Below are 26,163 nucleotides of genomic sequence, written 5' to 3'. Positions count from 1 at the left end.
GCGCAGGCGGTTCGTCGCCGAATTGGGTTTGGGGGCTGACGCGATGACCGCGCTCAGTGCCAAGATCCAAGACGTTTTCGACGAGCCCGCCTGCGACAAGAACCGTGGCAAGGACGCCAAGGCGCGCAAGGAAGGCTGCGCACGGCCGCTGACGCCGGGAGCGGCAGCGGGCGGCTGCGCCTTCGACGGGGCCAAGATCGTCCTGCAGCCGATCACTGACGTTGCCCACCTGGTGCATGCGCCGCTCGCCTGCGAGGGAAATTCCTGGGACAACCGCGGTGCAGCTTCGTCCGGGCCAACCTTGTGGCGCACAAGCTTCACGACCGACCTCACCGAATTCGATGTGGTGATGGGGCGGGGGGAGCGGAAGCTCTTCAAGGCGATCCGCCAAATCACGGAGACCTATGCGCCCGCAGCAGTCTTTGTCTATTCGACCTGCGTGACGGCGCTCATCGGCGACGATATCGAGGCCGTCTGCAAACGCGCCGCCGAAAAGTTCGGCCTGGCCGTGGTTCCCGTCAACGCGCCGGGCTTGGCTGGCTCCAAGAACCTCGGCAACAAGCTTGCCGCGGAGGCGTTGCTCGACCATGTCATCGGCACGGTGGAACCCGACGACGCCGGCCCGTATGACATCAACATCCTTGGTGAATTCAACCTTTGCGGCGAATTCTGGCTGGTAAAGCCGCTCCTGGATCGGCTCGGGATCCGGGTGCGCGCCTGCATTCCGGGCGACGCGCGCTATCGCGACGTAGCTTCCGGGCACAGCGCCCGGGCGGCCATGGTGGTGTGCTCGACGGCCCTCATCACTCTAGCCCGCAAGATGGAGGAGCGCTGGGGAATCCCCTTCTTCGAAGGCTCCTTCTACGGGATCTCGGACACTTCGGAGGCACTTCGCAGAATTGCCAAGCTGCTGGTGAGGAAAGGTGCCGATCCGGAGATCCTGGACCGCGCAGAGACGCTGATTGCCGAGCAGGAGGCGGTTGCATGGAAGAAGCTTGAGGCCTACCGGCCGCGGCTCCAAGGCAAGCGCGTGCTGCTCAACACAGGCGGTGTGAAGTCCTGGTCGGTCGTCCATGCGCTGATGGAGATCGGCATGGAGATCGTGGGCACCTCGGTCAAGAAATCCACGCCCGAAGACAAGGTGCGCATCCAACAGATGCTCAAGGACGACAACCATATGTTCGAGCAGATGTCAGCGCGCGACCTTTACGCCATCCTCTCTGGAGGCAAGGCCGATATCATGCTGTCTGGCGGGCGCACGCAATTCGTCGCGCTGAAGGCCAAGACGCCCTGGCTCGACATCAATCAGGAGCGCCAGCACCCTTACGCCGGTTATGACGGCATGGTGGAACTCGTACGCCAGATCGACCTCGCCATTCACAACCCGATCTGGCGCCAGGTGCGCGAGCGACCCCCGTGGGATTGCCAGCCCGATGGGAAGCACCAATTGCCCAGCGCCAACAATGACACGGCGACGACGCGCGCTGTCCAGAATTTCGCTGCCACCACGCGGACGATTTCGGCTGTCGAGGAAATCCTATGACCCGCATCCTTCCCCAAACCAAATCAGCCTCGGTCAATCCACTGAAATCGTCACAGCCGCTTGGTGCCGCCTTGGCGTTTCTCGGCATTGACGGCGCAGTGCCGCTGTTCCACGGCGCCCAAGGCTGCACCAGCTTCGCCCTCGTGCTGTTCGTGCGGCATTTCAAGGAAACGATTCCCCTACAGACGACCGCGATGGATGAAATAACAACCATCCTCGGCGGGTCGGACAATCTGGAAGAGGCCATCCTCAACCTCAAGAGCCGCACGACGCCAAAGCTGATTGGGGTCTGCACGACGGCCCTGGTGGAAACCCGAGGCGAAGATTGCGCAGGCGGCGTCGCCGACATCAGGCTGAAACGGGCGAAAGACCTCGCCGGCACGGAAATCGTCCTGGCCAACACGCCTGATTTCACCGGCGCCCTCGAAGAGGGCTGGGCCAACGCTGTAACCGCGATGATCGAAGCTGTTACGCGACCTGGCGAACGGGCGCGCCAGTCCAAAAAACTTGCAATCTTGCCCGGCTGGAACCTCACCGTGGCTGACCTCGAGCATTTGCGCGAGATCGTCGAAAGCTTTGGCCTGCAATCGGTGATCTTGCCAGACCTTTCAGGCTCGCTCGACGGTACCGTGCCAGACCACTGGGTCCCCACCACCTATGGCGGAACGAGCATCGAGGATATCCGCGAGCTCGGCACGGCCGGGCACTGCATCGCGATCGGCGAGCATATGCGCCGCCCGGCCGAGGTTCTCTACAAGGCGACCGGCGTGCCTTACGTGCTGTTTCAGTCGCTGACCGGATTGAAGGGCGCCGATCAGTTCGTTTCGCTGCTGTCGGCTATTTCTGGCCAGCCTGTGCCGGCAAGCGTCCGCCGTCGGCGGGCGCAACTGCAAGATGCGTTGCTCGACGGACATTTCCACTTCGGAGGCAAGAAAATTGCGATCGCTGCTGAACCAGACCAACTCTATCAATTCGGAGCGTTCTTCGTCGACATGGGCTCCGCAATCACGGCGGCCGTCACGACGACCGATATGTCGAAAATTCTGGAAAAGGTACCGGCGGAGTCGATTCAGGTCGGCGATCTCGGCGATCTGGAATCACTTGCAAGCGGCGCTGATCTTCTGGTCACCCATTCACATGGACGCCAGGCCTCGAAACGCCTTGGCATTCCGCTTATGCGCATCGGCTTCCCCGTCTTCGACCGGCTTGGCAGCCAGCACAGGCTCTCGATCCTCTATCAAGGGACCCGTGATCTGGTCTTCGAGGTTGCCAACCTGTTCCAAGCCGACCGGCGTGCGCCGACGCCTGATGAGCTCGATCCATTCCGCAACCGCCAAACGCCAGGTGAGCCCGATGCGTCGCTTCTCACTCGTCACTGACGAGGTTCACCGTCCGATGCGTGAACGACAAGTAGGCGCTTTGCGGGTGGCAATCGCTACCCAGGACGTCAAGCAACTCAACGCCCATTTCGGGTCGGCCAAGCGCTTTGTCATCTACGATATGACGCGCGAGGAGTGGGAGCTTGTGGAAGTCATCGAGTTCGACGACGTCTCTGACGAAAGTGGGAAACATCACTCCGAGAGGGATGACCGCATCACACCGAAGATAAAAGCGCTGAAGGGCTGCCACCTCCTGTTTTGCCTGGCGATCGGTGGACCTTCGGCAGCCAAGCTTGTTTCGGCAAAAATCCATCCGATCAAGGTGCGGCATACTCAGAGCATCCAAGAGGTGCTGGTTCGCACGCAGCTGATGCTCAGGACCTGCCCTCCACCTTGGCTGCGCAAGGTCCTGGCTGAGGCAGGCGTACAGAAGCCGTCCTTTGAAGACGAGGACTGAAATGAGGAGGCGAAATGTTCGACCCTGCCCTTAGCCTTGCTGTCGATGAGGATGAGGTGGCGCTTGCCAGCCCGTTTCTCAAATGCCTCGTGCGGCTAATACGTGCTCAGGACTCTTACGGCGCGTGGGAAGGCAAAGCGGACCGCGAACTGCTGGCCGCCTTCATCATCACCAAGGAACAGCGCCGTGGGATCCCCATCATAGGCGATCCCGACCCGGACGTCCTGTGGAGGCTAGATATGTTTTATACCGCCATTGGGCTTGCGATCGAGGAGCGCTGCGGCCTGATGGCATCGCCGATCATGGAGCTGAGCCGTGAAGGCTTTGGGCGCGTGCTTTTCACGACTGGGCGGCTGGTCGCTCTGTCGAAGACGCTGCGCGACGTCCACCGGTTCGGCTTCGAGACGTTGCGGAAGCTCGCCGGGGCCGGCACGAAGCTGGTCAGCGACGCAATCGCAGCCATCGAAACCTATCCCGAGGTGGCGCGTGCGTGATGAAGCAGGTTTCGAGCCCAGGGGCCATGACAATCTTCAGCAGCCGCGGTGGCCAGCCGTCGCAGCCGACGCCGTCCAGGCGGATCAAGCTCCTGAAGTAACACCGATGAAGCCACTCGTCCTGATCTGTTCGCAAGATGCCGAGCTTTATCTGTTGCTCAGCCACATACTGGAGGTGGACGGCTTCGCCACTGAGCCGGTAAGGAGCGCCAAAGAAGTGCTTGCATTGGCCGACGAACGCGAATTCCAGGCCGTAGTGCTGGACTGCGGTCCGGCGAGCATAACCGGGGCCCCAATCTGCGCCCGGCTCAAGGGGGAGCCCCGGACCGCCGACCTTACCGTTATTGCCCTGATCGCGCCGGGTGCCGAGGAACAGCACCTCGATCTCCTGAAGGCTCGCATTGACGAGAGATTTGTGCGGCCGATCGTTCCGGCCAACCTGCTCGACTTTCTACGGGCGAGGCTGGCACTGCCGAAGCGGGGCGCAAATGGTGTTGAAAACGGCGGCTGGCTCACCTTTGGTGACCTCGAGATGAAGGTGGATGCCCGCCGGATTCGCGGCAATGGCCACGATATTCACCTCGGAGTCATCGAGTTCAACGTGCTGCTGCTTATGATGGAAGCTCCCGGCAAGGTCTTCAGCCGGAAGGAGCTTATCGGCGCGGCTTGGGAGAAAAACATCCATGTCGAACCACGCACCGTCGATGTCCATGTCAGCCGGATCAGAACAGCCCTCAAGAAGGCTTGGCCCGGCGGCGGCATTCTCACTGTGAGGTCGGCCGGCTACTCGCTCCAGACGCCGGACGGCTGAATCAGTTGAGGTGTAGTGCCACTCCCTTTCCCTCGCGCTGTGAGTCGGTGTTGCGGCCTGCCCCCTAGACTAAACGAAATACTCAGGAAGAAGCAGGCAAATGGGTTTTAAAAGCGTACTCTGTGTGACGGACGCAGACCATTCCGATCATGACGTCGAAACTGCTGCCGGCTTGTGTGCTGAAGTCGGTGCGCATCTTTCCGTACGGATAATACCGGCTCTGATGCTCGTTTTGTCATATCGGCCGATCAGAGATGGTATCCCCGAGTGGCCCACGGGGCGTGGACAGGCAATGGCCACATTGAACAATCAGTTTCGGCAAGAGAGATTTACACTGGACGTGCCCAGACTGGAAAGACGCTCCGAGAAGATCCAGGAACTGCTGAGGGCCATGTGCCTCTCCTATGATGTCGATACGGATTATTGTAATTTGACTGGCGTGGGGGAGGTGGTGCGACAGCGGGTACTCTGCGCCGACCTGACAATTGTCGGCCCCGCACTTCTCAACGACAGTATTGTCGGACCTGTCGTCATCAACGGCAGCTTACTTGATACGGGAAAACCGGTACTTATTGTGCCCAAGCGCGCTGAGGCGACGCTGTGGCCAAGGCGCGTCCTGGTCGGTTGGGATTCGCGACTCGAGGCATCCCGTGCCGTTCGGGAAGCGCTGGGTCTCCTATGCGCTGCTGAGGAAGTTCGTGTTGTCCTGGTGGGTCCGAAGGCGAACCACAAAGGGTACGGCGCGAAACCTGGAGCCGATATTGCTGCCTATCTCACGCGCCACGGTGCTCGGGTGTCGGTTGACCTGTTGCCAAGTGCTGGCAAATCGGCGGCCAAGGTGCTTGCGCAGCACGCAATCGATACATCTGCCGACATGATAGTCATGGGCGCTTATGGCAGCCGTCGCCTGCGTGAGCGGCTCTTCGGCGGCGTAACGAAATGGATTGTTGACAAGCCGACATTGCCGCTGTTCTTGGCGCGCTGACCGGCTCGGCAGTTGCACCGATGCCGCTCGAAGCTCTAGTCCACTTGGGTGAACTATTCAGATATCGGGAAAAAGATCGCGGCGGCGCGACGCTCCTCGAAGGCAGTGCACGAGGCCTGACCGATCATATGCTCCGGTCTTGAGTTGCTTGTCGAACTCTCGCCCGAGACGGCTCCAAAGGCCGTGCAGCGGCGCTGCTCGACGCTATCGAAGCACGGCCGCGGCAGGTTGGCCTAAGTCGAGAATGGTAGCTTGGCTTAATTCAGTTGAGAAAGACAGTCGTTAGCTTGGTGCACGGGTTAGGACCTATGCTCCGGCCAGCACAGCCGTTCGCTCAAGGCAATGGTCTTTGCAGCGCCGGACCACAGGCTGCCATTGTTCCCGGCTGCCCCATGTCGAGGGCAATTGCAGCTTCATAGAACTCAAGACGAGTGCCCTCAGGCAGCTTAAGGTAGGGCTTCGCCGCAGCTCGTGATGACCTTTAGCTGGCGCCGGACGGAAGCAGTGTGCGATCCTCACTGCCCCGGAAAGCCTGCCTTAGCCGAATTCATGGCTGACGAAGAGATGAGCTTGGCGAAAATAGGGGCAAGCATATGCTGGCTCTCGCGCGAAAGATGGATCGCATCAAGGTAGTAGATGTCTTCACCTGATTTCAGCGGGCACTTATCCTGCCCACACAAAGCTGGGACTATGGGGACGAATTGTACGCTTCGTGGCAGCAGATCCGCGAGGATTTGATTGTTCTGCCAAGACCTCTCGGCCCGCATGGTGGAGCACGGCGCATCGCCATTCATGAAGTCCGCACGGATGAGGCAAGTCAGCACATCAGTGGGCGGTTCTGGGGCTGGTCCAACCACTGCGGTCTTGATGCCACGGGTCGCCAGTGCGGCCGCGGTCTCTTTAATGGCAGACGTGAAGTTCGCTTTGGAAGCCTCCTGCGAAGGCCAGCTTCCATCCTTCGAAAGGAAGCTGCCTCCACGCCCCGAGTAGGTGTTCCAGCGGCCTGCCAGGATCACGAGTGTGACGTTGCCATCGGCAAGAACCGATTGGAGAGCGGACGCATTGAAGGCCGGGCAATCCGCTCTCAAGGGACTGGCGGGAAGCATCGTCATGTCGGGAAAAGGAGCGCACCCCGCCTTTGTGATCTGTCTGACGCGCACGCCTGTCGTCCGGGCGGCCTCGTCTAAAGCAGAGGCAAGATGGGCAGCCTGAGAATCGCCCCACAAAACGATCCTCGGAGCGACATTGCCGGAGCCAAGGAGGCATTCGCCCGTCTTGGGAATGAGCCCGCCACGCCGGAGGCAGGAAGAGGATTCGAACTTGGCCCTTTCCGCTCTAAGCGCTTGAACAGACGGGCCGCCATCAGGCCCCCGACTGGGGAAACCGGAGCTGTTGATGATCACCAGGGACAGACAGCACACCGCAGCCGTTGCGCCGGCGGTCGGTACCATCCACTTCCAGCCTGTGGCCCTCCGGCGAAACGGGCGCTCGACAAAGCGCCAGGAGAGTGCTGACGCGAGCACAGCGGCCGTCAGGACGGCGACACGTTCAGAGACGAACAATTCTCGATTCCGATAGATGCCTGCAAAGACCAGCAACGGCCAGTGCCAGAGGTAAAGCGAGTAGGATGTGAGCCCGACGAAGGCGGCAGGCTTGATCGACAGCCCTCTCGAGACCATCGTGTCGCGGTGAAAGCCGGCGGCGATGATAAGCGCCGCTCCAATGCAGGGAGCAAGCGCGTATAGGCCGGGAAATGGCGTATCCTGATTGAGCAGGAAGATGGAAGCGGTGATGAGCGTCAGACCCGAGGCAGCGAGGAGTTCCGCAATCGTTTGGTTTGGCTTCATTGCCTTAGCCACAGGCAGCGCGATCAGCCCGCCCGCGAGCAGTTCCCAGGCGCGCGTCGGAAGCATGTAGAATACAAAGGCCGGATCGCTCTGGAGCCAGTGCTGAGCTGCGGTGATGGAGATGATGCCCAGCGCCGCGACGATCATTGACGCCCATGGTCTCAGCCATCGCATCATGAGCACGACTGCCAAAGGCCACAGCAAATAAAACTGCTCCTCGACGGCCAGGGACCATGTATGCAGGAGCGGGAGCGAGGTCGCGGCTTCAGTGAAATAGTTGGTGTTGACGTAAAAAAAGAAGTTGCTGGCGGAAATCGCAGCGGCGATGGCGCTGTTGCCGAAGCCGATGAACTCTCCTGGCGGCAGCACAAACCACCCCATCGCAAAACATGAGGCCAGCATCGCGAACAGGGCAGGAAAAATCCGTCGGACACGGCGGTGATAGAAGTCCAGCAGCGAGAATTCGCCCCTGTCGGTGCGCTCGATGATGTCGGAGGTGATGAGGAAGCCGGAGACCACAAAGAAGATGTCGACCCCAACGAACCCGCCGCTGACCGCTGAAAAACCAGCGTGATATAGGACAACCGGAACAACGGCGACGGCCCGCAGACCGCTGATATCCGCTCGGTACTTCATGCAGCTGATCGTCCTCAGAAGGTTCCGAGCAGCGTTTTTCATGGTCGTTACGCATCGTAAAATCGATAGTTTCGATGAAGTGCATCTACGGTATGAATGCGGCCCATCGCGTGCGACTAAGAACCGAACCAGACCGGACACAAATCGCGCAACGCACAATCACGCTCGATTAAAGTGAAAGACGGCTTTTCACTAGAGGCGAACCCGTCCGGTCACCGGCCACTCCGGCTTGTCAGTGTGCGCAGTGGTGCGCCGATGGTACGGGGCGCCAAGGCAAAGATCGCCACTCCAGCGCACATGAGCTTGAGATCATCAGTCGGATCGATCGCCTGCTGCCTTGCGTCAGCTTGACTTGAATTGATGTGGCCTTGCTCATCTCTTCCGCGGTCCTTGTGCCCACCTAGCGCATGTGCGCAGTATCCACCTTCACCGCGCCCGTGATGTCGATCGGCGATTGCCGCGCGTCCGTTGAACAGACGAAACCTATAAGCGCGGCTGGACGGCCGGTCAGAAACAGCACGCTGCCGAATTGGCCACCTACCGCAGCTGCGAAGCAGGCCAGTCATCTCTCAAGCCCGATCTGCTCTCCTCCTCGACAATCGACTAGCTCGCCCGTGCCACGTGGGGCGGTTCCGATTGGGATGATCGGCATCGCCGATCGTACGGTTTCTCATAAGTAGATCGGGCGTCGAGCTTGCAGGCGAGTTGCGCAGGCATCGGTATGGAGCTCTGGGGTTCGGATCTTGATCGCATGCGAGGCGCCCGAATTCACATCGTAGATGGGCTCCATCGAAACAATCTATTTTACGGAGAGTAGCGAACATGAAAAAGCGTCGATCGGGAGGCGACGCCCACCGGAAATCTCTCCAGGTCATGCGCAAGGCGGAAGGTGGAGCGGCGTCCTCCTTCTGATGCCTAGGGTACATCCTCAATTTAGTCGCTCGCTTCCTGGAGCCATCCTGCAGCGTCACGAGCCTGATCATTTGTGCTCGCGACCGGCGGACCCGTTCGGCGCGACCGGCAGACGATCTACATTCCTCTAAATCCGATGCCGTGCGAGCTTCTCAACACTCCGAAGGGATTTTCGGCGAAGGTGAGCTATCTCAAACGGTATGCCGTCCGCTTCGCTCCGGACTTAACGGCGCAATGGATGTCGCCCGAAGCCGGATCGTGGGTTGGACCCGAGGGTGCAAAGCGGTCTCGGCGTATGAGATGCATGAAAAAGCTGCAGACGTTATCTCGATGACGATACCTTACTGAACCAACCGCGCGACGAGGATTGTCTGGCCAGGAACAACGTCCCGACCTGGTGGCCGCGCGCTCCTTGCCGCGATTTGGCGCGTGCTGGCGTCTTCAACGCAATCGCTGCTGATAGCTTCGAGCCGCTGTCGGCTTCCACCGTAATCGACGGCGGCTGCGCCGGCGGAGATGTAAGCTCGAGCGCAGCGGTCGGACTAATGGCCCACGTCATCGGCATTGACCTCGATGAAGCGAGCTTGTGCTGGCGCGCGAAGAAGCTGCCGCGCGCACCTTATTCGAGTGCTAATGGGAGCGTCATGCGCCGTAAGAATGCTATGCCTATCGGATCATGGGAGAGATCCACGTCGCCTGACACATGTGACATTACCGGATTCCCCGGACGGCGCCCATCTGAAAAAAACGCTAGAGTTGGTCAAGCTGGTGCTGTTCCGAAGGGCGACGAAGTGCAAACCTTCAAGGCCTGCCGTTCAACGTCGGATACTCGACACGATCACAAACCCGCTGTCAGTTGGTTCCATCAACGTTTCATCCTGGCACGTCGATTGAGGGAACATTCCGAACACATCAGCGCACGTCCTGCCATGATCAGGCTAAGCGAACAAGCTAGCCCACCCAAGCGCATTTTTCGGGATCGGAGCTACCCTGCTAGCTTACCGGTAAGAGCACCGGGACAAATCTGCCGCCGGTGCAAGGTTTCCCTCCTCAACGTCGGATAGCCGACACGATCACAAACCTGCTGCCAGTTGTTTTGATCAATTTTCCTTCTGGCACGTTCGATGCGGGGAATCTTCTGAACACATCAGAAGGATGTCCTCCTAGGGTCAGGGTCACTGAAGAATGCTGTTGCCGCACTGGGACCGCGCTTCGGCTGATCCACAACCGGTCAGAAGTGGGCGCATCACCTTGGAGGCGAGCGACTGCGCCCGATTCATACGCCGAATAAGGTCGGTAAGCATCCGCTGAGCGAGACGCTATCATCGAAGCGGGGTGGAAACGTCGATCCCGCGCACGGCCCCCACGTCACCGACATGAGTGTCGATCTCATCCGTTGGCTGGATCCCTGGGCCTCACACAGCCGACCACACGAACGCCGGGACAAACGCTAGCGAATCCAGCCGCACCGGGGTCGAGAATGGCCGCGTAGTGCGGAAGCCGAATGACCAGGCCGATGTTCGCCGCGAGCATCGCCTGTTTGGGAAACACTTATAGGAGCAGGACAAGTGGAGCTCTCTTGCATTGGAGTGGGTGCTGGACCGTCTAATCTCAGCCTTGCGTGTCAGATACACGAGCAGATCGGTCGAGGGGCACTGTTCTTGGATCGGCAGCTCGACTTCCGCTGGCACCCCGGCAGCGCATTGGATTCGCCGGAACTCCAGGTCAACCACCTCAAGGATCTGGTCACGCTGGTGAACCCGCGATCAGCCTACACTTTCGTAAACTACCTATACGAGAACGGGCGTCTATTCCACTTCCTGAATGCACAGTTCGAGGCCGTGCTCAGAGCTGAGTTTGAGCAATACCTGAACTGGGCCTTCCACCGGAACCCGCTTGTCTGCGGCGGCGAGACTGTGCGCGAAATCCGCTTCGAGGGCGAATTTCGGGTGTGGACGGACGACGCAGTTCGTGGCGCCAGAGACCTGGTGATCGGCACCGGCAAGCAGCCGCGGATTCCGTCTCAGTTTCGGGGCTGGACCGGACGCAACCTGTTCCACTTATCGGATTTACCGCGCATCCATCCTGAGGTTTGGAAAAAGGACGTTTGCGTGGTTGGTGGAGGCCAGTTGGGAGCCGAGGTGCTTTTACACCTTGTCGGCCTGCCAAAAGAGCGGCGGCCTCGATCGATCACTTGGGTCTCGGAGTGCGAAAACTATCAGCCCATCGACAACAGCCCGTTTACAAACGAGTTGTTCATAGCGTGCTCTTCGGATCGCTTGGCGGCAATGAGCGAGTCGCAGCGCAAACTGTACCTGAGGCGTTTCGTGCTTGCTTCCGACTGCATTTCGGAAGGGACGTTGCGCGCGATTTATCAAGCGCAATACCGGCACGCGTTTTTGGAGCCAAGCCACTGCGAAATCACACTGCGGCCGGGCTACACCGTCTCGTACTGCGTCAACGCCGGCGCGGGTCACAGGCTGAGCCTGCGCCGCGGCAGGAGTGAGGTCGAAGAAGTCACGGCCGACATCGTCATCCTGGCCACCGGTTACGAGAACGCGTTGCCAGACTTCTTGGAGCCGATGGCGGGCCGGCTGGAAAAGAGCGACAACGAATTGGCTATCCGCGAAGATTTTTCCGTGTGCTGGGACGGACCGCCTGAAAGGCGCATCTTCGTACAGAACGCGACCCTCGGGCAGCGCGGGCTGGCTGATCCAAATCTAGGCCTGCTGGCCTGGCGAGCGCGTCGCATCCTCGACAGCCTCCTGGGACGCGTGCCGCAGGCGAACCGCGAGCAGGCCGGCTTCATCAGACCTGCCCCCGTCGACAACTGGCCCCACCTCGTCGCGGAAGAAATGGGCAGCGGGATATGACCTACGGCTACTGATCATCGGCGGGGGGGCCGAGGAATGCTGTCCGCCTTCGCTGCAGCGAAGGGCGGGGTGGATGCGGCGTCCGGGTCCCTGCGAAACAGCATTCGCGCTGTCAGCTCGCACTCGACGCTGGGCCTCATCGACAACGGCTTTAGGAGAAAAGCTCAACGTAACCGGGCGGCACTCAGTCGTTGCACGCGGGAGCCAGTCGCGGACCTAACCCCGCCCTTTCGAACGGCGCCGAAGTGCTGCTGCTGGAGAAGCCGAGGCCATCTGACCGCAGAAGAGAGCCAAGCTGTTCGGTTTCTTACGCAGGAGTGGTTGCGGTGTCCAAAAACTTACGGCCGGCAGAAATTTGTCGCGTCGAAGACAGCTGGCCAACTGGGCCTATGAGGTTTTCAAAGGTAACTATGGAGTTAACGGGCACTAAGCGTGCTGGCACGGCCCTTGCGGCAATACTCGTGAGGGCTGACCGCATGAGAACACGCAAGCCGGATTGGTCGCTACCAACTCGTGTGTTCCGCTCCTGAGAGAGAGAACGACCAGCTAACGCATAAGCGCCAGGAAAGGTGTGGGAATTTGGAGTACGAAACGGTGTTGCGTATTGAGTCCCCCGCTCCGCCAATCAAAGTGGACACTTGGCTGCGTGGCGAGCCCATCACGAACTTTCAGCCCGGCAAGGTCTGTCTTGTTGAATTTTGGGCGACTTGGTGCGGACCTTGTGTGGCGGCTATACCCCATCTGATGCAGCTGCAAGAGAAATATCAAGACAGTGGATTCGAGGTCGTCGGAATCGCAGCTAGCGAACAGGCTCCAACCGCAGACGAGGCGCGGACCAAGTTGGATGCGTGGCTGACCGAGAGGTTCCCGAATCTGAATTACCGGATTGCGTTCGATTTTACTGGTGAAATGAACAGACTATGGATGCAGGCGAGTTCTTCTCCCGGAATCCCTGAGTCGTTCCTGGTTGATGGCGACGGCCGCATCGCTTTCATCGGACACCCGGCGGAACTCAATGAGGTTCTACCCAAAGTTCTGAACGGCAGCTGGCGCAGCAGCAATGAAGCGAGGGCCGCCGACATAAGGCGGATCGCTACTAGCCAACGCACAGCGCGCGAACGGGCCCGGACCAAACCGATATACGCCAAACTTAAGCCCGCGACACAGACCGAGGATTGGCCGGCCGCACTCTCGGCAGTTGAAGAAGGCCTGGCATTGATGCCGGACTATATCGGGTTTCGGCAAACTCAAGCGAATCTTCTGCTTCACAAGCTGCGGGACATGCAGAGCGGCTTGCCAGTCATGCGCCAGTTAGTCGAGGACGCGATCAACAAAAAAAACGAGGCCGTGTCTTGGATGGTCATGGCCCTGAATCAGCTCTTCGATCCCGCGATAGACAACGCCCATCTTCCCCGTGCTGAGCGCTTTGCGATAGGCAACACGCTCTCGGAACAAATCCTGACACTGAATCCCCCGGATGGCGACGGGCGCCTTAAATTCCGTTGCTACCTCCCGGTAGCTCAGTATTACCACGAGAGCGGCAACAACGCTCGCGCGATCGAGTTGATCGAAGCGGCACTGGAATCGCTGGATATTCCGGAGCCAATGCCTGATCACATCAAACAGACACACCTTAGCCCCTTGCTTCAAGCCCTGGCCGACTACACGGGTGAGAACGCCTGTTGCGGGGACTTCTGTGTGGCACCGCAATCAAGGCTCCTGAACACTAAAGCGGAGTGGCCTCATGAGCAGAGATTGCAAAAGGCATGACAAGGAATTGAACCCTGATCAATTCGCTCAATGCATGCGGCCCGCTCGCAGTAAGTATGCCCATGCAGCACCGAGGGGATCGTTTGCTGTAGGTCAAGGCTGGGGCGTGAACGACCTCCAAAGACGGATCGCCGCGGACGCGATGTTCGACGAGAATTTAGCTATCGCGGAGGACGTCACAGTCCAGGACATGTTCAAGGTCGGCCCAAGCACAGCATTACCTGGAACCCGGCCCGGCCAAACCGGAGGGCGGCCGCGTAAGCGGCCCGAAGTTGGCGCAGCCGAACGCAGAGCTCGCCCTCTGAGGACGACACTGAATTGAGGAAACGATATGTCTCACACCGCGCTTGCTCCTGCCCGTCAAGAAGGCAGCAATGCCCTTGCCCGACAGACCATCGAACGGCTCCTGACGCTGATCCGTGCTCAGGACAGGCGATGCCAGGGCAAATCGGACCGAGCTGCTGGTCGACTTCATCATCACAAAAACTGCGTCCTTCAGATCCCGATCATTGGCGATTCTGCTGTGTAGGCTCGACATATTTCACACAGCAGCGGGGATTGTGATCGAGGAGCGCTCTTTCGTCACTACATCGCCAACAATGATGAAATCGATCGGGGTTTCGTGGTTTTCACGGTCGGGCAGTTAATCGTTTGAGACGTCCACCGCGTCCTCTTCGAGACTTTCCGGAAACTTGCCAGCACGAAACTGGGCGACGTTGCGACTGCGTTCATTGCCTGTCCGACGTTGCGAGGATGAAACAGAATTTCGAGGAAGGCTCATGTCAAATCTGGATGAGATGGTGAAGAAAGTCCGAAAGCTGCAACTGCGCGCGGCGATTGCCAAGACGAACTTGCGCGACCTTGCCGAGGGCCTCCCGAACAAATGGACTGAGATAGCGGAAGTCGCCGAGACAGCGCACGCTGTTTATGCCGAGTTGAATAGTGCCCGGAGAGAGCTCGCCAAAATGAGGACCTTACGATGAAGAGCATCACCCGCGACGGCTCCAAATGGGTGCCGGAATATCTGGCCGCTATCGACGAGAAAATCTGTATCGGCTGCGGTCGCTGTTTCAAGGTCTGCTCGCGCGGGGTCATGCATCTTCACGGCGTGGATGACGCGGGTGAAATCCTAGGCATCTGCGACGGGGAAGACGACGACTTCGACGGTGAGCTCAATCGTATGGTCATGGTGGTGGACCATGCCGGCCGCTGCATTGGCTGCGGAGCCTGTGGCCGTGTCTGCCCAAAGAACTGCCAGACGCATGTCGCGGCCGACCAGATTGCAGCATGAGCAGCATCAATGACGGGATAGGAGAACGGCTTTGGACCTCATCATCTTTAGTCGACTCGCGGCAGTGGTTTGGAGCGGCAACGCTGTGTCCGTTCTCTCCGCTTAGCACGCGATCCGTCTAGCCGTCGTCGCTACGCTGGCCTGTTCGCTACTGCTCCAGATGGTTTATTTCGGCAGCGTGCTCTTTCTGCTCTGGCGGTCCAGTGTGCTTGTCGAGCACAGGTAAGGGTAAGCCAACGCAGTTGGAACGAGCCGCCATGAGATGACGAGTTGATGAATGAATGTTCAGATGGATCTCAGCTCGTTCTGACTGGGCTATGTGTTGACGCTGTGTTGAGGCGTAGTGACAGAGCGGAACTCACGTTCACGCCCAACAAGGGACATCGAATTGATAGGACAAGCATACAGGTGGGCTTGAACTGGCCAGAGGTTCGCCACGCACATAGGAGGCGTCGCAGCACGCCGGCACGGGTCGATCGAACGGAGACGCGGCGATGATGTTGAGTCACTTCTACAACGTTCCAGAACATAGCTGGCTCAGCAAGAACGCCCATGGCCTAGACTGAAGGTAGTTCAGCTTGATTACCTCTGCTGGAGAAAACATGCTGAAAAAGTTCCCACGCTATCCGCTCACCTTTGGCCCAACGCCGATCGAGAAGCTCGATCGCCTCGGCAAACATCTGGGCGGCAAGGTAGAGATCTACGCCAAACGCGAGGACTGCAATTCAGGTCTTGCTTTCGGTGGAAACAAGCTGCGTAAGCTCGAATACATTGTTCCGGATGCGATCGCGTCAGATGCCGATACGCTGGTCACCGTAGGGGGCGTGCAGTCCAATCACACCCGGATAGTCGCAGCGGTCGCCGCCAGGATCGGCATGAAATGTCTTCTGGTTCAGGAGAGCTGGGTTCCACATGACGACGTTGTCTACGACCGGGTCGGCAACATTCTTTTGAGCCGCATCTTGGGCGCAGAGGTGCGCCTGGTCGACGAGGGCTTTGACATAGGTGTCCGCCACAGTTGGGAAAAAGCGCTATATGACGTCAAGGCACGGGGCGGCAGACCTTATGCGATACCGGCCGGGGCCTCTGTCCACAAATACGGTGGCCTTGGCTATGTGGGGTTCGCTTACGAGGTGCGCGCCCAGGAGAAACAGCTTGGGTTTGCCTTCGACTACATTGTGGTCTGCACTGTCACAGGTTCAACGCATGCCGGCATGATCGTCGGGTTCGCGAAGGACGGTCGACAGCGCAACGTGATCGGTATCGATGCATCCGCCACTCCAGCAAAGAGCAAGGCGCAGGTGCTTAGTATTGCCCAACATACAGCGATGCTCGTCAACCTCGGAACCGATCTTGTCGAGGCTGACATCGTGTTGCTCGAGGACTACGCGTACCCGCGCTATGGCGTTCCGTCTGAGGAAACCAAGCAAGCGATCCGTCTGTGCGCGCGTCTCGAGGGTATGATTACTGATCCGGTCTATGAGGGCAAATCGATGCAAGGGATGATCGACCTCGTCCAGAAAGGCGTCTTTCCAGAGGGGTCGAGGGTCCTTTACGCCCATCTGGGTGGCGCGCCCGCAATCAATGGTTACGGCTACACCTTCCGTAACGGCTGACGGGCGACAGCTCGCGTATGCCGCCGTGCCGTGCCGGACGTGTCCACGACAGTGCCGAACCGGAAAGGCCGGAGCCAATTTCGCGGACGGTCGATGATCTGGTAATAACGTTCAGCGCGTTCCGCGCAGAGGGCTCGCGACCAAATTCCTCCCTGGGCGGTTGGGCCGTCGAGAGACACGAGGCCGTTGAGTTCGTGCTCCGCTGCCATTCTGCGACCCAACGATTGTTCACTCCGCGACAAAGTGCGTTCGGTTCATCTCCTGGGTACCTACCCAGCCCATTGCAATCCGAAGAAAAGCTTTGCGCCCAAGTTGGCACGACTCTTGAAGCTCTGTCGACAGGGCCAGATTCCACCACGCAATTGGGATGCTGGGCTGGAGCAGCTCGCACCAATGAGAACGCAACTGAAGGAGAGATCATGGAATTCTCGCGGATTGCGGCCGAGTTAGGCTTATTCCTCGACACGACTAATGATGTCGCTGAATCCGAACAGTTGTTCGAATTGTTGTCCGCGTTTGCGCTGAATTTCGATTGCCCGTGGATAGCCTATGGCCCGCTTGCACCAGAACAAAGGGTTTTGAAGCCGACCCGACCGGACTCTGCGATGATGTGGAATTACCCTGATGAATGGCAGGAGCGCTACTTAAAGATGGGTTATGCCAAAATAGACCCGCTCATCAAGAAAGGTCGAAAGGGGGTAGGGCCCTTCCGGTGGAGTGAGGTTTATACCCACGAAAGCACAACTGAAAATGAACGCCGCGTCCTGGACGAGGCGGGGACGTTCGGCTTGAAGTCAGGCGTTACCGTTCCGCTACATGGCCCCGCTGGCAGCTTTAAGCTTATGTGTTTTGCTAAATCCGCGGACTGCGAATTGGAAAATAGAGCGATCACCTATCTGCAAATTGCCGCGGTACAGTTTCATCTGAGGGTTGCGAAGCTCGGAACGCAGAGGTCATCGGAGCACGCCTATAAGATCTCTGATAGGGAAAGAGAGTGCATTCATTGGATATCGAAAGGAAAAACGTCAGGGGAAATAGGGACGATATTAGGACGGTCCCAAAACACGGTTGATTTCCATGTGAAAAACGTAATGCGGAAGTTGGATACGACCCGCAGAACGGCACTTGCTGCGAAAGCTGTGGAACTTGGGATTATCGAACCATAGGAAGGAAGATTCGGAGAGCTCGGTGCGCGGCCTGTCGTGGAGCTCGAGCCTCGTCATACGCGGCGCCGATGGCTGCCCCAACCTCCAAATCCATCACTCGCTCGCCCAGAAGGCCTATCATGTCCCGCAAGAGACCGGAATCCACATTCCTCTCCAAGAGCGCACGCATGTTCGTCATGTCATCGGTCATGGGTGATTCCTTTAAATCAGGTTGGTACCCGCAACTGAGCTTTGCCGGGAACATCGATGACCGCCGCAATGCCGCTCGCTCGCTGCGGCACTGTTGAGGGCGCTCGCGAGCGGCTTCCGCAACCGCGGCGCTACAGCCTGTGGTGACGTGCTCCAGCGGTCGTGACCTTGCCCCTCTGATCTAATCCGGTTTGAAGTTCGTTCTGGCCCAGCGAGAGGACCAGGACATGAAACGCAGCCGCTTCTCTGAAGAGCAGATCATCGGAATTTTGAAGGAACACGAGGCCGGGGTATCGGTTGCCGATCTGTGCCGCAAGCACGGGGTCAGCGACGCCTCGATCTACAACTGGAAGGCCCGCTTCGGCGGGATGGATGTCTCCGAGGCTCGGCGGCTGAATGCGCTGGAGGACGATAACACGCGGCTGAAGCGGCTTCTGGCCGACGCCATGCTCGACAACGTTGAAGGATCTTGTGGGAAGGAATGTATGGTCCGCCCCGTCCGTGCAAGGGTTCGCGACATCGCCGATGACGATTCCAGCTGCGTAAATGATCCGGCCTCTCGCGAGTGAGCTGCTGTTGCAGCCAGGCCATGATGAGATCCGCGCACGCCGTTCCCAATAATGGTTCGGGCACGAAGCCCGCTTTTTTGCACAGGGCTTACGGCATGCTGATCCACTGTTTCGTCATCACTATTCCCGAGCCTTGCAATCGAGCCGGAGCGTCAGGCGAAAGCAGGGTCCCTGCGTTCGTAGAGCGCTCCCGGCTTGGTCAGGACAACCCAGACAATGCGCGCCATCTTGGCGGAAAGTGCGACAACAGCTTTGTTCGGGTGCATACGGCTCTGCAACCCGTCAAGCCAGCTTCCCAGGCGATCCCGGGTTCGATCCAGGTGACGGAAGCATGATCGCGCGCCATGAACGAGCAGCTTGCGAACGTAGCGGTTCCCGCGCTTGCTGATACCGAGTAGCTTCTGCTTGCCTCCGGTCGAGTATTCTCGAGGGACCAGCCCCAGCCATGCGGCCAGGTCGCGAGCCTTCTGGAACTGGCATCCGGTGCCGACGGCCGCCAGTAGCGCGGTGGCTCCCAATGCTCCGATTCCGGGGATCGTCATGAGCCGGCGGGCAACATCTTCTCGGTCTGGATCGCTGCGATCTCCCTCGTCACGTCGTTGATGCGCTGCTCCAACTGGCGCAGATCTGCGAACAGGTCCACGAGCAGTTTGCGCATTGCCGGCGTGAGGTCATTCGAAAGGTCATCGAGAACCAGTGGCAAGTCGAGCTTGAACAGTCCGGCGCCCTGTCTCAATGCGATGCCGTATTCCAGGCAGAATGCTCGCATCTGGTTGATCAGACGGGTTCGCGTGCCGATCATCTGGTCGCGCACCCGATGCAAAGCTTGGAGGTCGGATTGCTCCTCGCTCTTGATCGCGGCAAATCGCATCGTCGGCCGCGTGGCTGCTTCGGCGATAGCTTCGGCATCGATGATGTCGCTCTTGTTCGACTTGACGTATGGCTTCACGAACTGCGCTGGGAACCCTGTGCCCCAGTGCCTGAAGTCTCCTGGCGATCCATTGCGATCCAGCGCACGATTCCATCCCGACGATTGCCGGCGCTGCCCGCTCAAAGAACTTCATCAACGTATCGCGTCGGAAGCGAACTCGCTGGACGGGCTCGCCGTCGCTGCCCAAGCCGACGACGTGGAAGATGTTCTTGCCGATATCGACACCATAGACGGCCGCAGGGCGCGGCGCATTGCGTGGGGACATTGCAACCTCCTTTGTTGTGACTGCCCAGATGATGCTGCGGGAGGACGGGGCGGACCATCCCATTAATGGTGACGCCCGCGGCCAAGCGGAAAGCTGTCGCTCGCCTGAAGGAAGGCTTCGGGATGAGCGAACGGCGGGCGTGTAAAGCCATCGGCTGTTGCCGCATGACGGTTCGCTACGAGACCAGCAGGCCGGACGACCGCGAGGTTCGCGAACGGATGAAGGCGATCGCGCAGGAACGTCGTCGGTTCGGCTACCGGCGTCTTCTCGTGATGCTGAGGCGGGAGGGCCTGGTCGTGAACCAAAAGAAGCTGTTCCGGCTCTATCGGGAGGAGAAGCTCGCCGTTCGCCGCCGTGGCGGCCGCAAGCGGGCGATGGGGACCAGGGCGCCGATGCTGGTGCCGCTGAGGCCCGACGAGCGCTGGTCGCTTGACTCGTATCGGACCAGCTCACCGACGGGCGCCGCTTCCGCATCGTCGACGACTGCACGAGAGAGTGCCTGGCACTCATCGTTGATGCGTCTCTCTCGGGCATGCGGGTTGCCCGCGAATTGGACCGGCTCATCACCGAGCGCGGCCGGCCGAGGATGATCGTCAGCGACAACGTCCTAAGAGCGGAAGGAAATGGAGCGTGCAGTCAACGTCTCTCTGTTCGTCAGCATGCTCTTGCTGCGTAACGTTGGTCAAGTCATCGAACCAGGCGGCTCCCGCCGGCAAGGGAAAAGGTCTCGTCCATAGCAAACACAGGGTACGCACGCAGGCGGCCCTCACCGTCCTCAACACGAGCTTCTGATCCAGGCGGAAGACCCGAACATTATCTACAGGGTCATCGAAGCGATGCCTCACGGCCCTACGCACGTCTGCGGTCTTCACCGGATGCGTACGGCAGAAACCTCATTGTTCAGAAACACGCCGAATGATGGTGTAGGCGGCGCATCACCTTTTTTACGACAGAATGCGCAAATTACTTCAAGGCCGCAGGGCATGAACCGGATAAACGTGCTCTGGTCCGCGGTCCCGCCACTGCCGTTAATATGCGCTATTGGTCAATGTTGAGACGGGATTATGGGCAGGATCACACAGGATTCGAGCCCTGGCTGGTGAAAAACGCGCTGGTGCGCAACTATCGGTTCAGTCTCTTGGAATGGGTTTGCAGTCCCACCATTCAGATTGCGATCGTACTGCGTGAACCACGAACTCATGACTTCGATACCGATTCGGTGGCCTGGAAGGAACCGATTCCCGGTTGCGTCCATTGAGAACTCGAAGAGGGTTGGCTCGTGCGGCTCTAGGAGGCGAGGGCTAGCGAGAGAATCGCGGTATCGGGCACGCAGGACGCCACGAGTCAGGAACCTAGCCGAACCATCGGGATAGAGGTCAACAAGACGGACATGCCAGTCTGTATCCCGCGCCGATGACGACGCATACAGCCTCATAGTCACCCAACCGACAACATCCAACGGGGCCGTGAGCACTTCACTCGTATAACACAGGACGCCCTCGCATCCTCGAATCGCTCGATCATCCACGGGCCCTGCTTCCAAGCGCCACAGCATGCGAGGCGATTCACGAGGGTCGTAAACGTAGGAATCTGCTTCCTCGGCGCTCGTTGGAGGGCTCCACGAAAGCTGTCCGTCGCTCCGAGCATCATCATTCTGCGGGGCTCGGAGGTACAAGGACGTGTACTCAGTGGTCACGAGTGGCCAATCGTCCATCGCCCACCACTCGTTGGCGCCCGCTACAAACACCCTTACTAATGACTCCTTGCTCAATTGATTCTGTTTGCCTTTGAGCCAATGGTCGTAGAACTGCAGGATGTAGTCATCGAGGCTAACCACAGCTGACGGGCCAAAATCAAGTCCTGATAGGGTGGTCGTCTTGTTTACTCGGTGTGCCCATGGCCCGATGACCAATCGTTGCCCGCGCCTAGCACTCTCTGTGAGTCCCTGATCGCGCATTCGCTCAAAATTAAGTGGAGAGCCGGGAAAGTTCATGTCCCACCACCCGGTAATACTAAGCGCTGGGACGGCCATTCGTTCATAGCGCTCATAGGAGCCGGCGGCCCAGAAGCCGTCGTAGGTGGGATGTTCAAGCCACTCCCGCCACCAGTCTATTGATGCTCCGGCCATCTCCGGAAGGCAGCTGGAAGGGATGGCCTCGAAATACTCCTGCTGTTGCGACCATATCTCGCTGAAGTCGGTGACTTGCCAGCTGCGATCTCCCATACCGACAGCCCATTCTCCGAATGATATGAGCAGCGCACCATTAAAGATTGGCTCATTCCGCCACAGCGACCCCGGCGGCGAAACGATAGGAACTATGGCGCGCAAATGTGGTGGAGCCTCAGATGCGGCGTACCACTGCGTTTGACCGACATACGACGTACCATGCATGCCGACATTTCCATCGCACCACTCCTGTCGAGCGATCCATTCGATGGTGTCGTAGCCGTCGATGGCCTCATTGAAGTACGGCTTGAATTTCCCGCCGGAGTTGAAGCGGCCTCGAACATCGACTACTATCACGACGTAGCCGTTCTCAACAAGTTTCCGGTAGAACTCCGCACTCCAAGAGCGCTGGTTTGTCTTGTCGTATGGCGTTCTGATCAGAATCGCAGGCGAAGCACGTCCAAGGGCTCCGTCCGCACAGATCAGGTCAGCAGCCAACTCGACCCCATCGCGCATCGGGACACGCAGATTGTGCACCGTTCTTATGGTCACTGTCTCGGAACTTTGGGGCGACGCTGCCGGCCACCTAAATCCGCGAATGATCCGTCGCTCCACTGCTTCTTCCACTTCATTCATCCTTCTTGGGCTCGACTTGGGCACACCCAGCACCTGGCGGAACACGCGTAGGACGTTGGCGTCTTGCCGACACATTTCGGGCATTGCGAGCATCATGTCTGCTTGGGTCGCCACGATATGTGGATTTGGTTGCGAATATCCTCCCACATGTTCAGAAGTAAAGTGGATCGAGAATCCGGCTACTAGCGATGTAATGACGACTTCATCGAAGGAGGCGAGGAACGCGAAGAGGGCGCTGGCCGAACCCCAGCGGCAGCGTCATCCTCAAAAACGTCTGCAGCGGCCCAGCCCGCATGCTCATGACGTTCGCAAGAGCCGCCGAGACGATTACGACGACGTAGGCGAGCGCGCCGGACCCTCAACTCGTCCGAAGGGCTGATGCGCGTCGGCATCGCACCCACGGAGATCGCCGATCCCTCCTGAATTAAACGTCTGCGGTTAAAGTCCGAAAATTCAATTATTGTACGATTAGGTCAAATACTATTTGCATATATCTGCCATCTAGACATTAGATGGACGCTGAAGCTTGCAATGGGCTGATGTGATAGACGACCTCCCATGCGGGATCGCTCGGTCCGATCTTAGCTTGTGGGGTCACACAAGCGACAGCTGTCCCGAGGAACCCAGCGCGTGCCACTGGGTCTGGAAAGCGTCAGGCACCTCCCTAGTGCACGAGGCGAGCAATCGGCAAATAGGATGGTTGCGATGAATTTGCGCCAGCCGTTCGTCGATCTCGCCAAGGCGCGTGTTTAGTTTGTTCAGTTCGCCGTCCTGACCAATCAGAGTATCGAGGCAAAGCAGGCTTCAATGGGCATGGCCTCGCGGATCTCTTCGAAAGCAATCGCAATGTTATCGACGCGTTGCCGCCCCTGCGGGATGATCAGACCGTATTCCGCCAGATGAGCTTGGATCGCGCACGCCACCATTGTCCGCTGCCGCGCACCAGAAGGACGCAGGCCGGTTGCAACATCAGGAATGCCTGATCCTGCTCGGACTTGAGTCGGACCAAACCAAATGCCAGCTCGAGAGACAGCCTCACAGATTGCAGCAGCATCCGCAGCATTGTTCTTCCGTAGGGCTCACATGAGGAGCTTTGGGTCAAGCAAGCTTATCAGGGTGCCATCTGCAGGTCTCCTGCGCTGTTTCGGCATCCAAGGTCTGAGCCCGTTAAGGAGGCGGCTCCATATCGAGCACGCTCAAACTCACATTCGGTCGCCGCTCAAGGCGGCTGCACCATTATCCCGCATGCAGCGGACAGGGCTCAGGAAGACGAGACCATTCTTAACTTCGGCATTTCGGGCCATACCCTACGCCGGTTCGTCCACCCGGATCCGCAGGAATGATCAGGTCCTGGTAGGTTGCTTAGTTTCGCAAAAGCTATCGTCATACGCTGTTCGTCGCGGCGCCTTCGATCAGCACACCGGCGGTCACATATTTCCAGAGCGCGACCAATAATTTTCGCGCTAACGCGACGATCATCGGCTTCTTGAGACGACCGCCATTCCGGCTCACCCGTTCATAGAACCACCGACTGAGTTCCGAGGCCGGCTGGTGCCGCGGCCACAGCCATGCCAGTTCCACGAGCGTGGCTCGTAGCCTCGGATTGCCGGCTTTCGACACGCCCTGTTCGTGAGCGATTGATCCACTCTGCCACGGTGTGGGGGCCAAGCCCGCATAAGCGGCAATCTGGCGCCGATTGTCGAAGTGACGGAAGAGTCCTTCCGACCACAGGGCCCCGGCGAAGCCAGGGCCGACCCCTTTTAGCTCCAGCAACATGGCCACCCGCGCCGACGCGGCGGCGCGCTCTGCGGCAAGCAGGGCATTCCGCTCCGCCTTCACCACATCGATCTGCTTATTCAGCAGTTCCAGGAGGTCCAGTTCACGGCAAGCCACTGCTTTCAAATGCGTTGGCAACGGTCGCCCATCGCCGGTTCGCAGTTCCTCTAGCCGCTGGTGCCGATCATGGCGCCGTGGCTCGTAGTCGACGATCCCTTGTGCGAACAACAGTCCCTTGAGACGAATTGACGTGCCGTATGCGCTCGTTGATGAGCGTCTTGAGCTCGCGGCAGAGGCGGCGGCGGTCCTCCTCCTCAGGGGTGGGCACCCTGACCATCGCACACACCCGAGGCTCGCCTCGCTTGTACGCCAATAACGCGCGAACCAGCGCCTCGCCATCGATCTTGTCGGTCTTCGCCCGCCGGCGTCGGCGTGAGGTTGCGATCGAAGCGGGATCGACGATGTGGCTTTCGAAGCCTTCCTTCTCCAGGACCCGATGAATCCAGAAGCCGTCCAATCCGGCCTCCTGAATGAATATGATCGAAAAGTGCCGCCCTGTTCGCACCCGCGCCTTCTCCTGGAGTTGGCTAAAGCGCGCGAGGAGCGCTGCAACATCTGCGCCAGAGACGGTATGCTTCGACATTTTCTCTCCACCGCCTGGCGACGGCGAAGTGATCAGCCAGATCGATCGACTGAGTTCCAACGAAACGAAAATCGCGCCCCAAGATCGGTGCGGATAGGGGTCGGTGTTTCGGGTCATTCTGCTGCATCTTGCATGGTCGCCTCCAGAGAGTGAAATTCAGCAACCTCACTCTGCAGAGCGCTGGCCGCTATCCACCTCCTCATAGGATCTTAACGTGTAGGACGGTGGAATGACCGCACGATCTGGTGATTGTCGCGCAGCGCGATAGCTGCCTCGATCGGCCTTTGGGTATAGGAACAGCTTGGCCAAGATTTCGCGCAACCGAATGGTCCATAATTCCTTGCCGATGATTCTCGTTGTAAGGACAGCGCGAGTTCCTGGAGACGTGGGTGTCCCAAAATTTGCCTTGAAGCCCAAACGGCCGTCCAAAGAAGGCCCGAAGCTGCTACCGCTCCGGCCCTCGCGTACTGAGCCGCAAATACTCCGCCTCTCGACATCCGCTGCGGCATAGCGGTGGGTCGTGGCGACCGGCGGCACGGATCGCTGTGTTTGGCGAACCCGAGAATGTGCTCTTCCAACGTTCTGATTTCTTGCTCAATGCGTGCGCGGACAGCCAGCAACGCTGAGACAGCCCCTTCCAGCCCAAGCTCTCCCGCGCAGAGCTCGCGAACGGATTCCTCATATTTCCTTCCGCTGACCTTCCCGACAATCCTGCCAAATGTCTTCAAAAGCCCACGTATCTTTGTTCCGAGATCGCGGCGCATGTTGACCAGCTGGGCACGGGAGGAAAGCAAGGTCCGCACACGATGGCTGTCGAGGCTCTTGACCGCACTTTCTTATACCAGCCGCTCCGAATAAGCTGGGCTAAGCCGTAGGCATCATTGTCATCCGTCTTGTTCAGCTGAACCGACAATGCCGCCTTCGCATGCCTGGCATCAAGGCAGACGACAGGAAGGCCGTTTTCCCGGAGTGCGTGCCAATGCCATGTGCACAACGGTCCTGTTTCCAGGCCAATCTTTACAACTGATGGTGCATGTTTGCGAATGGCTTCAGTCAAAGCTTCCGGTGTTGAGGCAACCTTGCCAGCCACACCACGGCGCCGGCTTCGTCAAGAACGCATACCGACGTCAGGTCGAGGGAACATCCAGACCAACAAAGTGCTTCGTCATTCCATTTCTCCACATGGCGAGATCAAACGTCAGCAGTT

At 58.9% G+C, this 26,163-nt stretch carries 18 protein-coding genes and 4 pseudogenes; 16 read left to right on the top strand and 6 right to left on the bottom strand.

Annotated features, from left to right (window positions below):
• Positions 1-43 precede the first annotated feature (43 nt).
• The 6 genes from nifE to MESAU_RS28480 all read left to right on the top strand — a co-directional run bounded on the left by nifE (position 44) and on the right by MESAU_RS28480 (position 5,669).
• The gene (gene nifE / locus MESAU_RS28505) at positions 44-1,543 is read left to right on the top strand and encodes a nitrogenase iron-molybdenum cofactor biosynthesis protein NifE (RefSeq protein ID WP_013533488.1); all 1,500 of its coding nucleotides are present in this window, start codon (positions 44-46) and stop codon (positions 1,541-1,543) included.
• Positions 1,540-2,922: a nitrogenase iron-molybdenum cofactor biosynthesis protein NifN gene (nifN, locus tag MESAU_RS28500; RefSeq protein WP_013533487.1), complete on the top strand. Its 1,383-nt coding sequence runs from the start codon at positions 1,540-1,542 to the stop codon at positions 2,920-2,922. The genes nifE and nifN overlap by 4 nt, the downstream gene beginning before the upstream one ends.
• On the top strand, positions 2,888-3,379 hold the full coding sequence (nifX, locus tag MESAU_RS28495; RefSeq protein ID WP_013897120.1) for a nitrogen fixation protein NifX: 492 nt from the start codon (positions 2,888-2,890) through the stop codon (positions 3,377-3,379). Before nifN ends, nifX begins: the two co-directional genes overlap by 35 nt.
• A 14-nt stretch (positions 3,380-3,393) precedes the next feature.
• Entirely contained in the window at positions 3,394-3,873 is a 480-nt protein-coding gene (locus MESAU_RS28490) for a NifX-associated nitrogen fixation protein (RefSeq protein ID WP_013533485.1), read from the top strand.
• Positions 3,866-4,684 carry a response regulator transcription factor gene (locus MESAU_RS28485; protein WP_013533484.1) on the top strand — a complete coding sequence of 273 codons (819 nt, stop codon included), beginning with the start codon at positions 3,866-3,868 and terminating at the stop codon, positions 4,682-4,684. The genes MESAU_RS28490 and MESAU_RS28485 overlap by 8 nt, the downstream gene beginning before the upstream one ends.
• 292 nt (positions 4,685-4,976) lie before the next feature.
• Positions 4,977-5,669 (top strand): universal stress protein, encoded by a 693-nt coding sequence (locus tag MESAU_RS28480; protein ID WP_245262922.1) that lies wholly within the window; start codon positions 4,977-4,979, stop codon positions 5,667-5,669.
• Between the two features lie 515 nt (positions 5,670-6,184).
• Here MESAU_RS28480 and MESAU_RS28475 read toward each other — a convergent pair.
• Positions 6,185-8,152 (bottom strand): acyltransferase family protein, encoded by a 1,968-nt coding sequence (locus MESAU_RS28475; protein ID WP_013533482.1) that lies wholly within the window; start codon positions 8,150-8,152, stop codon positions 6,185-6,187.
• Positions 8,153-10,632: 2,480 nt separating this feature from the next.
• Here MESAU_RS28475 and MESAU_RS28470 point away from each other — a divergent pair.
• From MESAU_RS28470 to MESAU_RS30775, 9 genes and pseudogenes are all read left to right on the top strand, one after another.
• Complete coding sequence (locus MESAU_RS28470; RefSeq protein ID WP_013533481.1) at positions 10,633-11,937, top strand: lysine N(6)-hydroxylase/L-ornithine N(5)-oxygenase family protein; 1,305 nt, start codon at positions 10,633-10,635, stop codon at positions 11,935-11,937.
• Between the two features lie 594 nt (positions 11,938-12,531).
• A complete protein-coding gene (locus MESAU_RS28465; RefSeq protein WP_013533480.1) occupies positions 12,532-13,707 on the top strand; it encodes a TlpA disulfide reductase family protein in 1,176 nt (391 codons plus the stop codon).
• Positions 13,708-14,486: 779 nt separating this feature from the next.
• Positions 14,487-14,690 (top strand): CCE_0567 family metalloprotein, encoded by a 204-nt coding sequence (locus MESAU_RS28455; RefSeq protein WP_013533479.1) that lies wholly within the window; start codon positions 14,487-14,489, stop codon positions 14,688-14,690.
• Positions 14,687-14,998, top strand: a complete 312-nt coding sequence (fdxB, locus tag MESAU_RS28450; RefSeq protein ID WP_013533478.1) for a ferredoxin III, nif-specific — start codon at positions 14,687-14,689, stop codon at positions 14,996-14,998. Before MESAU_RS28455 ends, fdxB begins: the two co-directional genes overlap by 4 nt.
• Positions 14,999-15,110: 112 nt before the next feature.
• Positions 15,111-15,224, top strand: coding sequence for an exopolysaccharide production repressor protein (locus MESAU_RS32345; RefSeq protein WP_338048537.1), 114 nt, complete (start codon positions 15,111-15,113; stop codon positions 15,222-15,224).
• A gap of 376 nt (positions 15,225-15,600) precedes the next feature.
• On the top strand, positions 15,601-16,614 hold the full coding sequence (locus tag MESAU_RS28445; RefSeq protein WP_013533477.1) for a 1-aminocyclopropane-1-carboxylate deaminase: 1,014 nt from the start codon (positions 15,601-15,603) through the stop codon (positions 16,612-16,614).
• Positions 16,615-17,033: 419 nt separating this feature from the next.
• On the top strand, positions 17,034-17,780 hold the full coding sequence (locus MESAU_RS28440) for a LuxR family transcriptional regulator (protein WP_013533476.1): 747 nt from the start codon (positions 17,034-17,036) through the stop codon (positions 17,778-17,780).
• Positions 17,781-17,899: 119 nt separating this feature from the next.
• Positions 17,900-18,067, top strand: coding sequence for a hypothetical protein (locus tag MESAU_RS31420; protein ID WP_015319221.1), 168 nt, complete (start codon positions 17,900-17,902; stop codon positions 18,065-18,067).
• Positions 18,068-18,196: 129 nt separating this feature from the next.
• Positions 18,197-18,430 (top strand): annotated as a pseudogene (locus MESAU_RS30775) (transposase); the annotation flags it as partial.
• Positions 18,431-18,690: 260 nt separating this feature from the next.
• Here MESAU_RS30775 and MESAU_RS28425 read toward each other — a convergent pair.
• Positions 18,691-19,734 (bottom strand): annotated as a pseudogene (locus tag MESAU_RS28425) (IS110 family RNA-guided transposase).
• Positions 19,735-19,799: 65 nt separating this feature from the next.
• Between MESAU_RS28425 and MESAU_RS28420 the strand changes: the two are divergent.
• A pseudogene (locus MESAU_RS28420) lies at positions 19,800-20,338 on the top strand (IS3 family transposase); the annotation flags it as partial.
• Between the two features lie 441 nt (positions 20,339-20,779).
• Here MESAU_RS28420 and MESAU_RS28415 read toward each other — a convergent pair.
• The 4 genes and pseudogenes from MESAU_RS28415 to MESAU_RS32500 all read right to left on the bottom strand — a co-directional run bounded on the left by MESAU_RS28415 (position 20,780) and on the right by MESAU_RS32500 (position 26,046).
• Entirely contained in the window at positions 20,780-22,537 is a 1,758-nt protein-coding gene (locus tag MESAU_RS28415; protein ID WP_245263017.1) for a CocE/NonD family hydrolase, read from the bottom strand.
• An 880-nt stretch (positions 22,538-23,417) separates the two neighbouring features.
• On the bottom strand, positions 23,418-23,600 hold the full coding sequence (locus tag MESAU_RS30765) for a hypothetical protein (RefSeq protein ID WP_013533473.1): 183 nt from the start codon (positions 23,598-23,600) through the stop codon (positions 23,418-23,420).
• A 320-nt stretch (positions 23,601-23,920) separates the two neighbouring features.
• A pseudogene (locus MESAU_RS28410) lies at positions 23,921-25,051 on the bottom strand (IS110 family RNA-guided transposase).
• A gap of 629 nt (positions 25,052-25,680) precedes the next feature.
• Positions 25,681-26,046 carry a hypothetical protein gene (locus MESAU_RS32500; RefSeq protein WP_420845286.1) on the bottom strand — a complete coding sequence of 122 codons (366 nt, stop codon included), beginning with the start codon at positions 26,044-26,046 and terminating at the stop codon, positions 25,681-25,683.
• Positions 26,047-26,163 lie beyond the last annotated feature (117 nt).

It is taken from the genome of Mesorhizobium australicum WSM2073 (assembly GCF_000230995.2).
In the GTDB taxonomy this organism is placed as follows: Bacteria; Pseudomonadota; Alphaproteobacteria; order Rhizobiales; family Rhizobiaceae; genus Mesorhizobium; species Mesorhizobium australicum.
Note: the sequence above shows the minus strand (reverse complement) of the source record. Positions and strands in the feature narration are given on the sequence as shown.

Bases quoted from the DNA above. Each gene is read 5' to 3' on its own strand.
- nifE (WP_013533488.1), top strand. From the start codon at position 44: ATGACCGCGCTCAGTGCCAAGATCCAAGACGTTTTCGACGAGCCCGCC.
- nifN (WP_013533487.1), top strand. From the start codon at position 1,540: ATGACCCGCATCCTTCCCCAAACCAAATCAGCCTCGGTCAATCCACTG.
- MESAU_RS28490 (WP_013533485.1), top strand. From the start codon at position 3,394: ATGTTCGACCCTGCCCTTAGCCTTGCTGTCGATGAGGATGAGGTGGCG.
- MESAU_RS28480 (WP_245262922.1), top strand. From the start codon at position 4,977: ATGGCCACATTGAACAATCAGTTTCGGCAAGAGAGATTTACACTGGAC.
- MESAU_RS28475 (WP_013533482.1), bottom strand. From the start codon at position 8,152: ATGAAGTACCGAGCGGATATCAGCGGTCTGCGGGCCGTCGCCGTTGTT.
- MESAU_RS28455 (WP_013533479.1), top strand. From the start codon at position 14,487: ATGTCAAATCTGGATGAGATGGTGAAGAAAGTCCGAAAGCTGCAACTG.
- fdxB (WP_013533478.1), top strand. From the start codon at position 14,687: ATGAAGAGCATCACCCGCGACGGCTCCAAATGGGTGCCGGAATATCTG.
- MESAU_RS28445 (WP_013533477.1), top strand. From the start codon at position 15,601: ATGCTGAAAAAGTTCCCACGCTATCCGCTCACCTTTGGCCCAACGCCG.
- MESAU_RS28440 (WP_013533476.1), top strand. From the start codon at position 17,034: ATGGAATTCTCGCGGATTGCGGCCGAGTTAGGCTTATTCCTCGACACG.
- MESAU_RS31420 (WP_015319221.1), top strand. From the start codon at position 17,900: ATGTCCCGCAAGAGACCGGAATCCACATTCCTCTCCAAGAGCGCACGC.
- MESAU_RS28415 (WP_245263017.1), bottom strand. From the start codon at position 22,537: ATGAATGAAGTGGAAGAAGCAGTGGAGCGACGGATCATTCGCGGATTT.
- MESAU_RS30765 (WP_013533473.1), bottom strand. From the start codon at position 23,600: ATGCTGCGGATGCTGCTGCAATCTGTGAGGCTGTCTCTCGAGCTGGCA.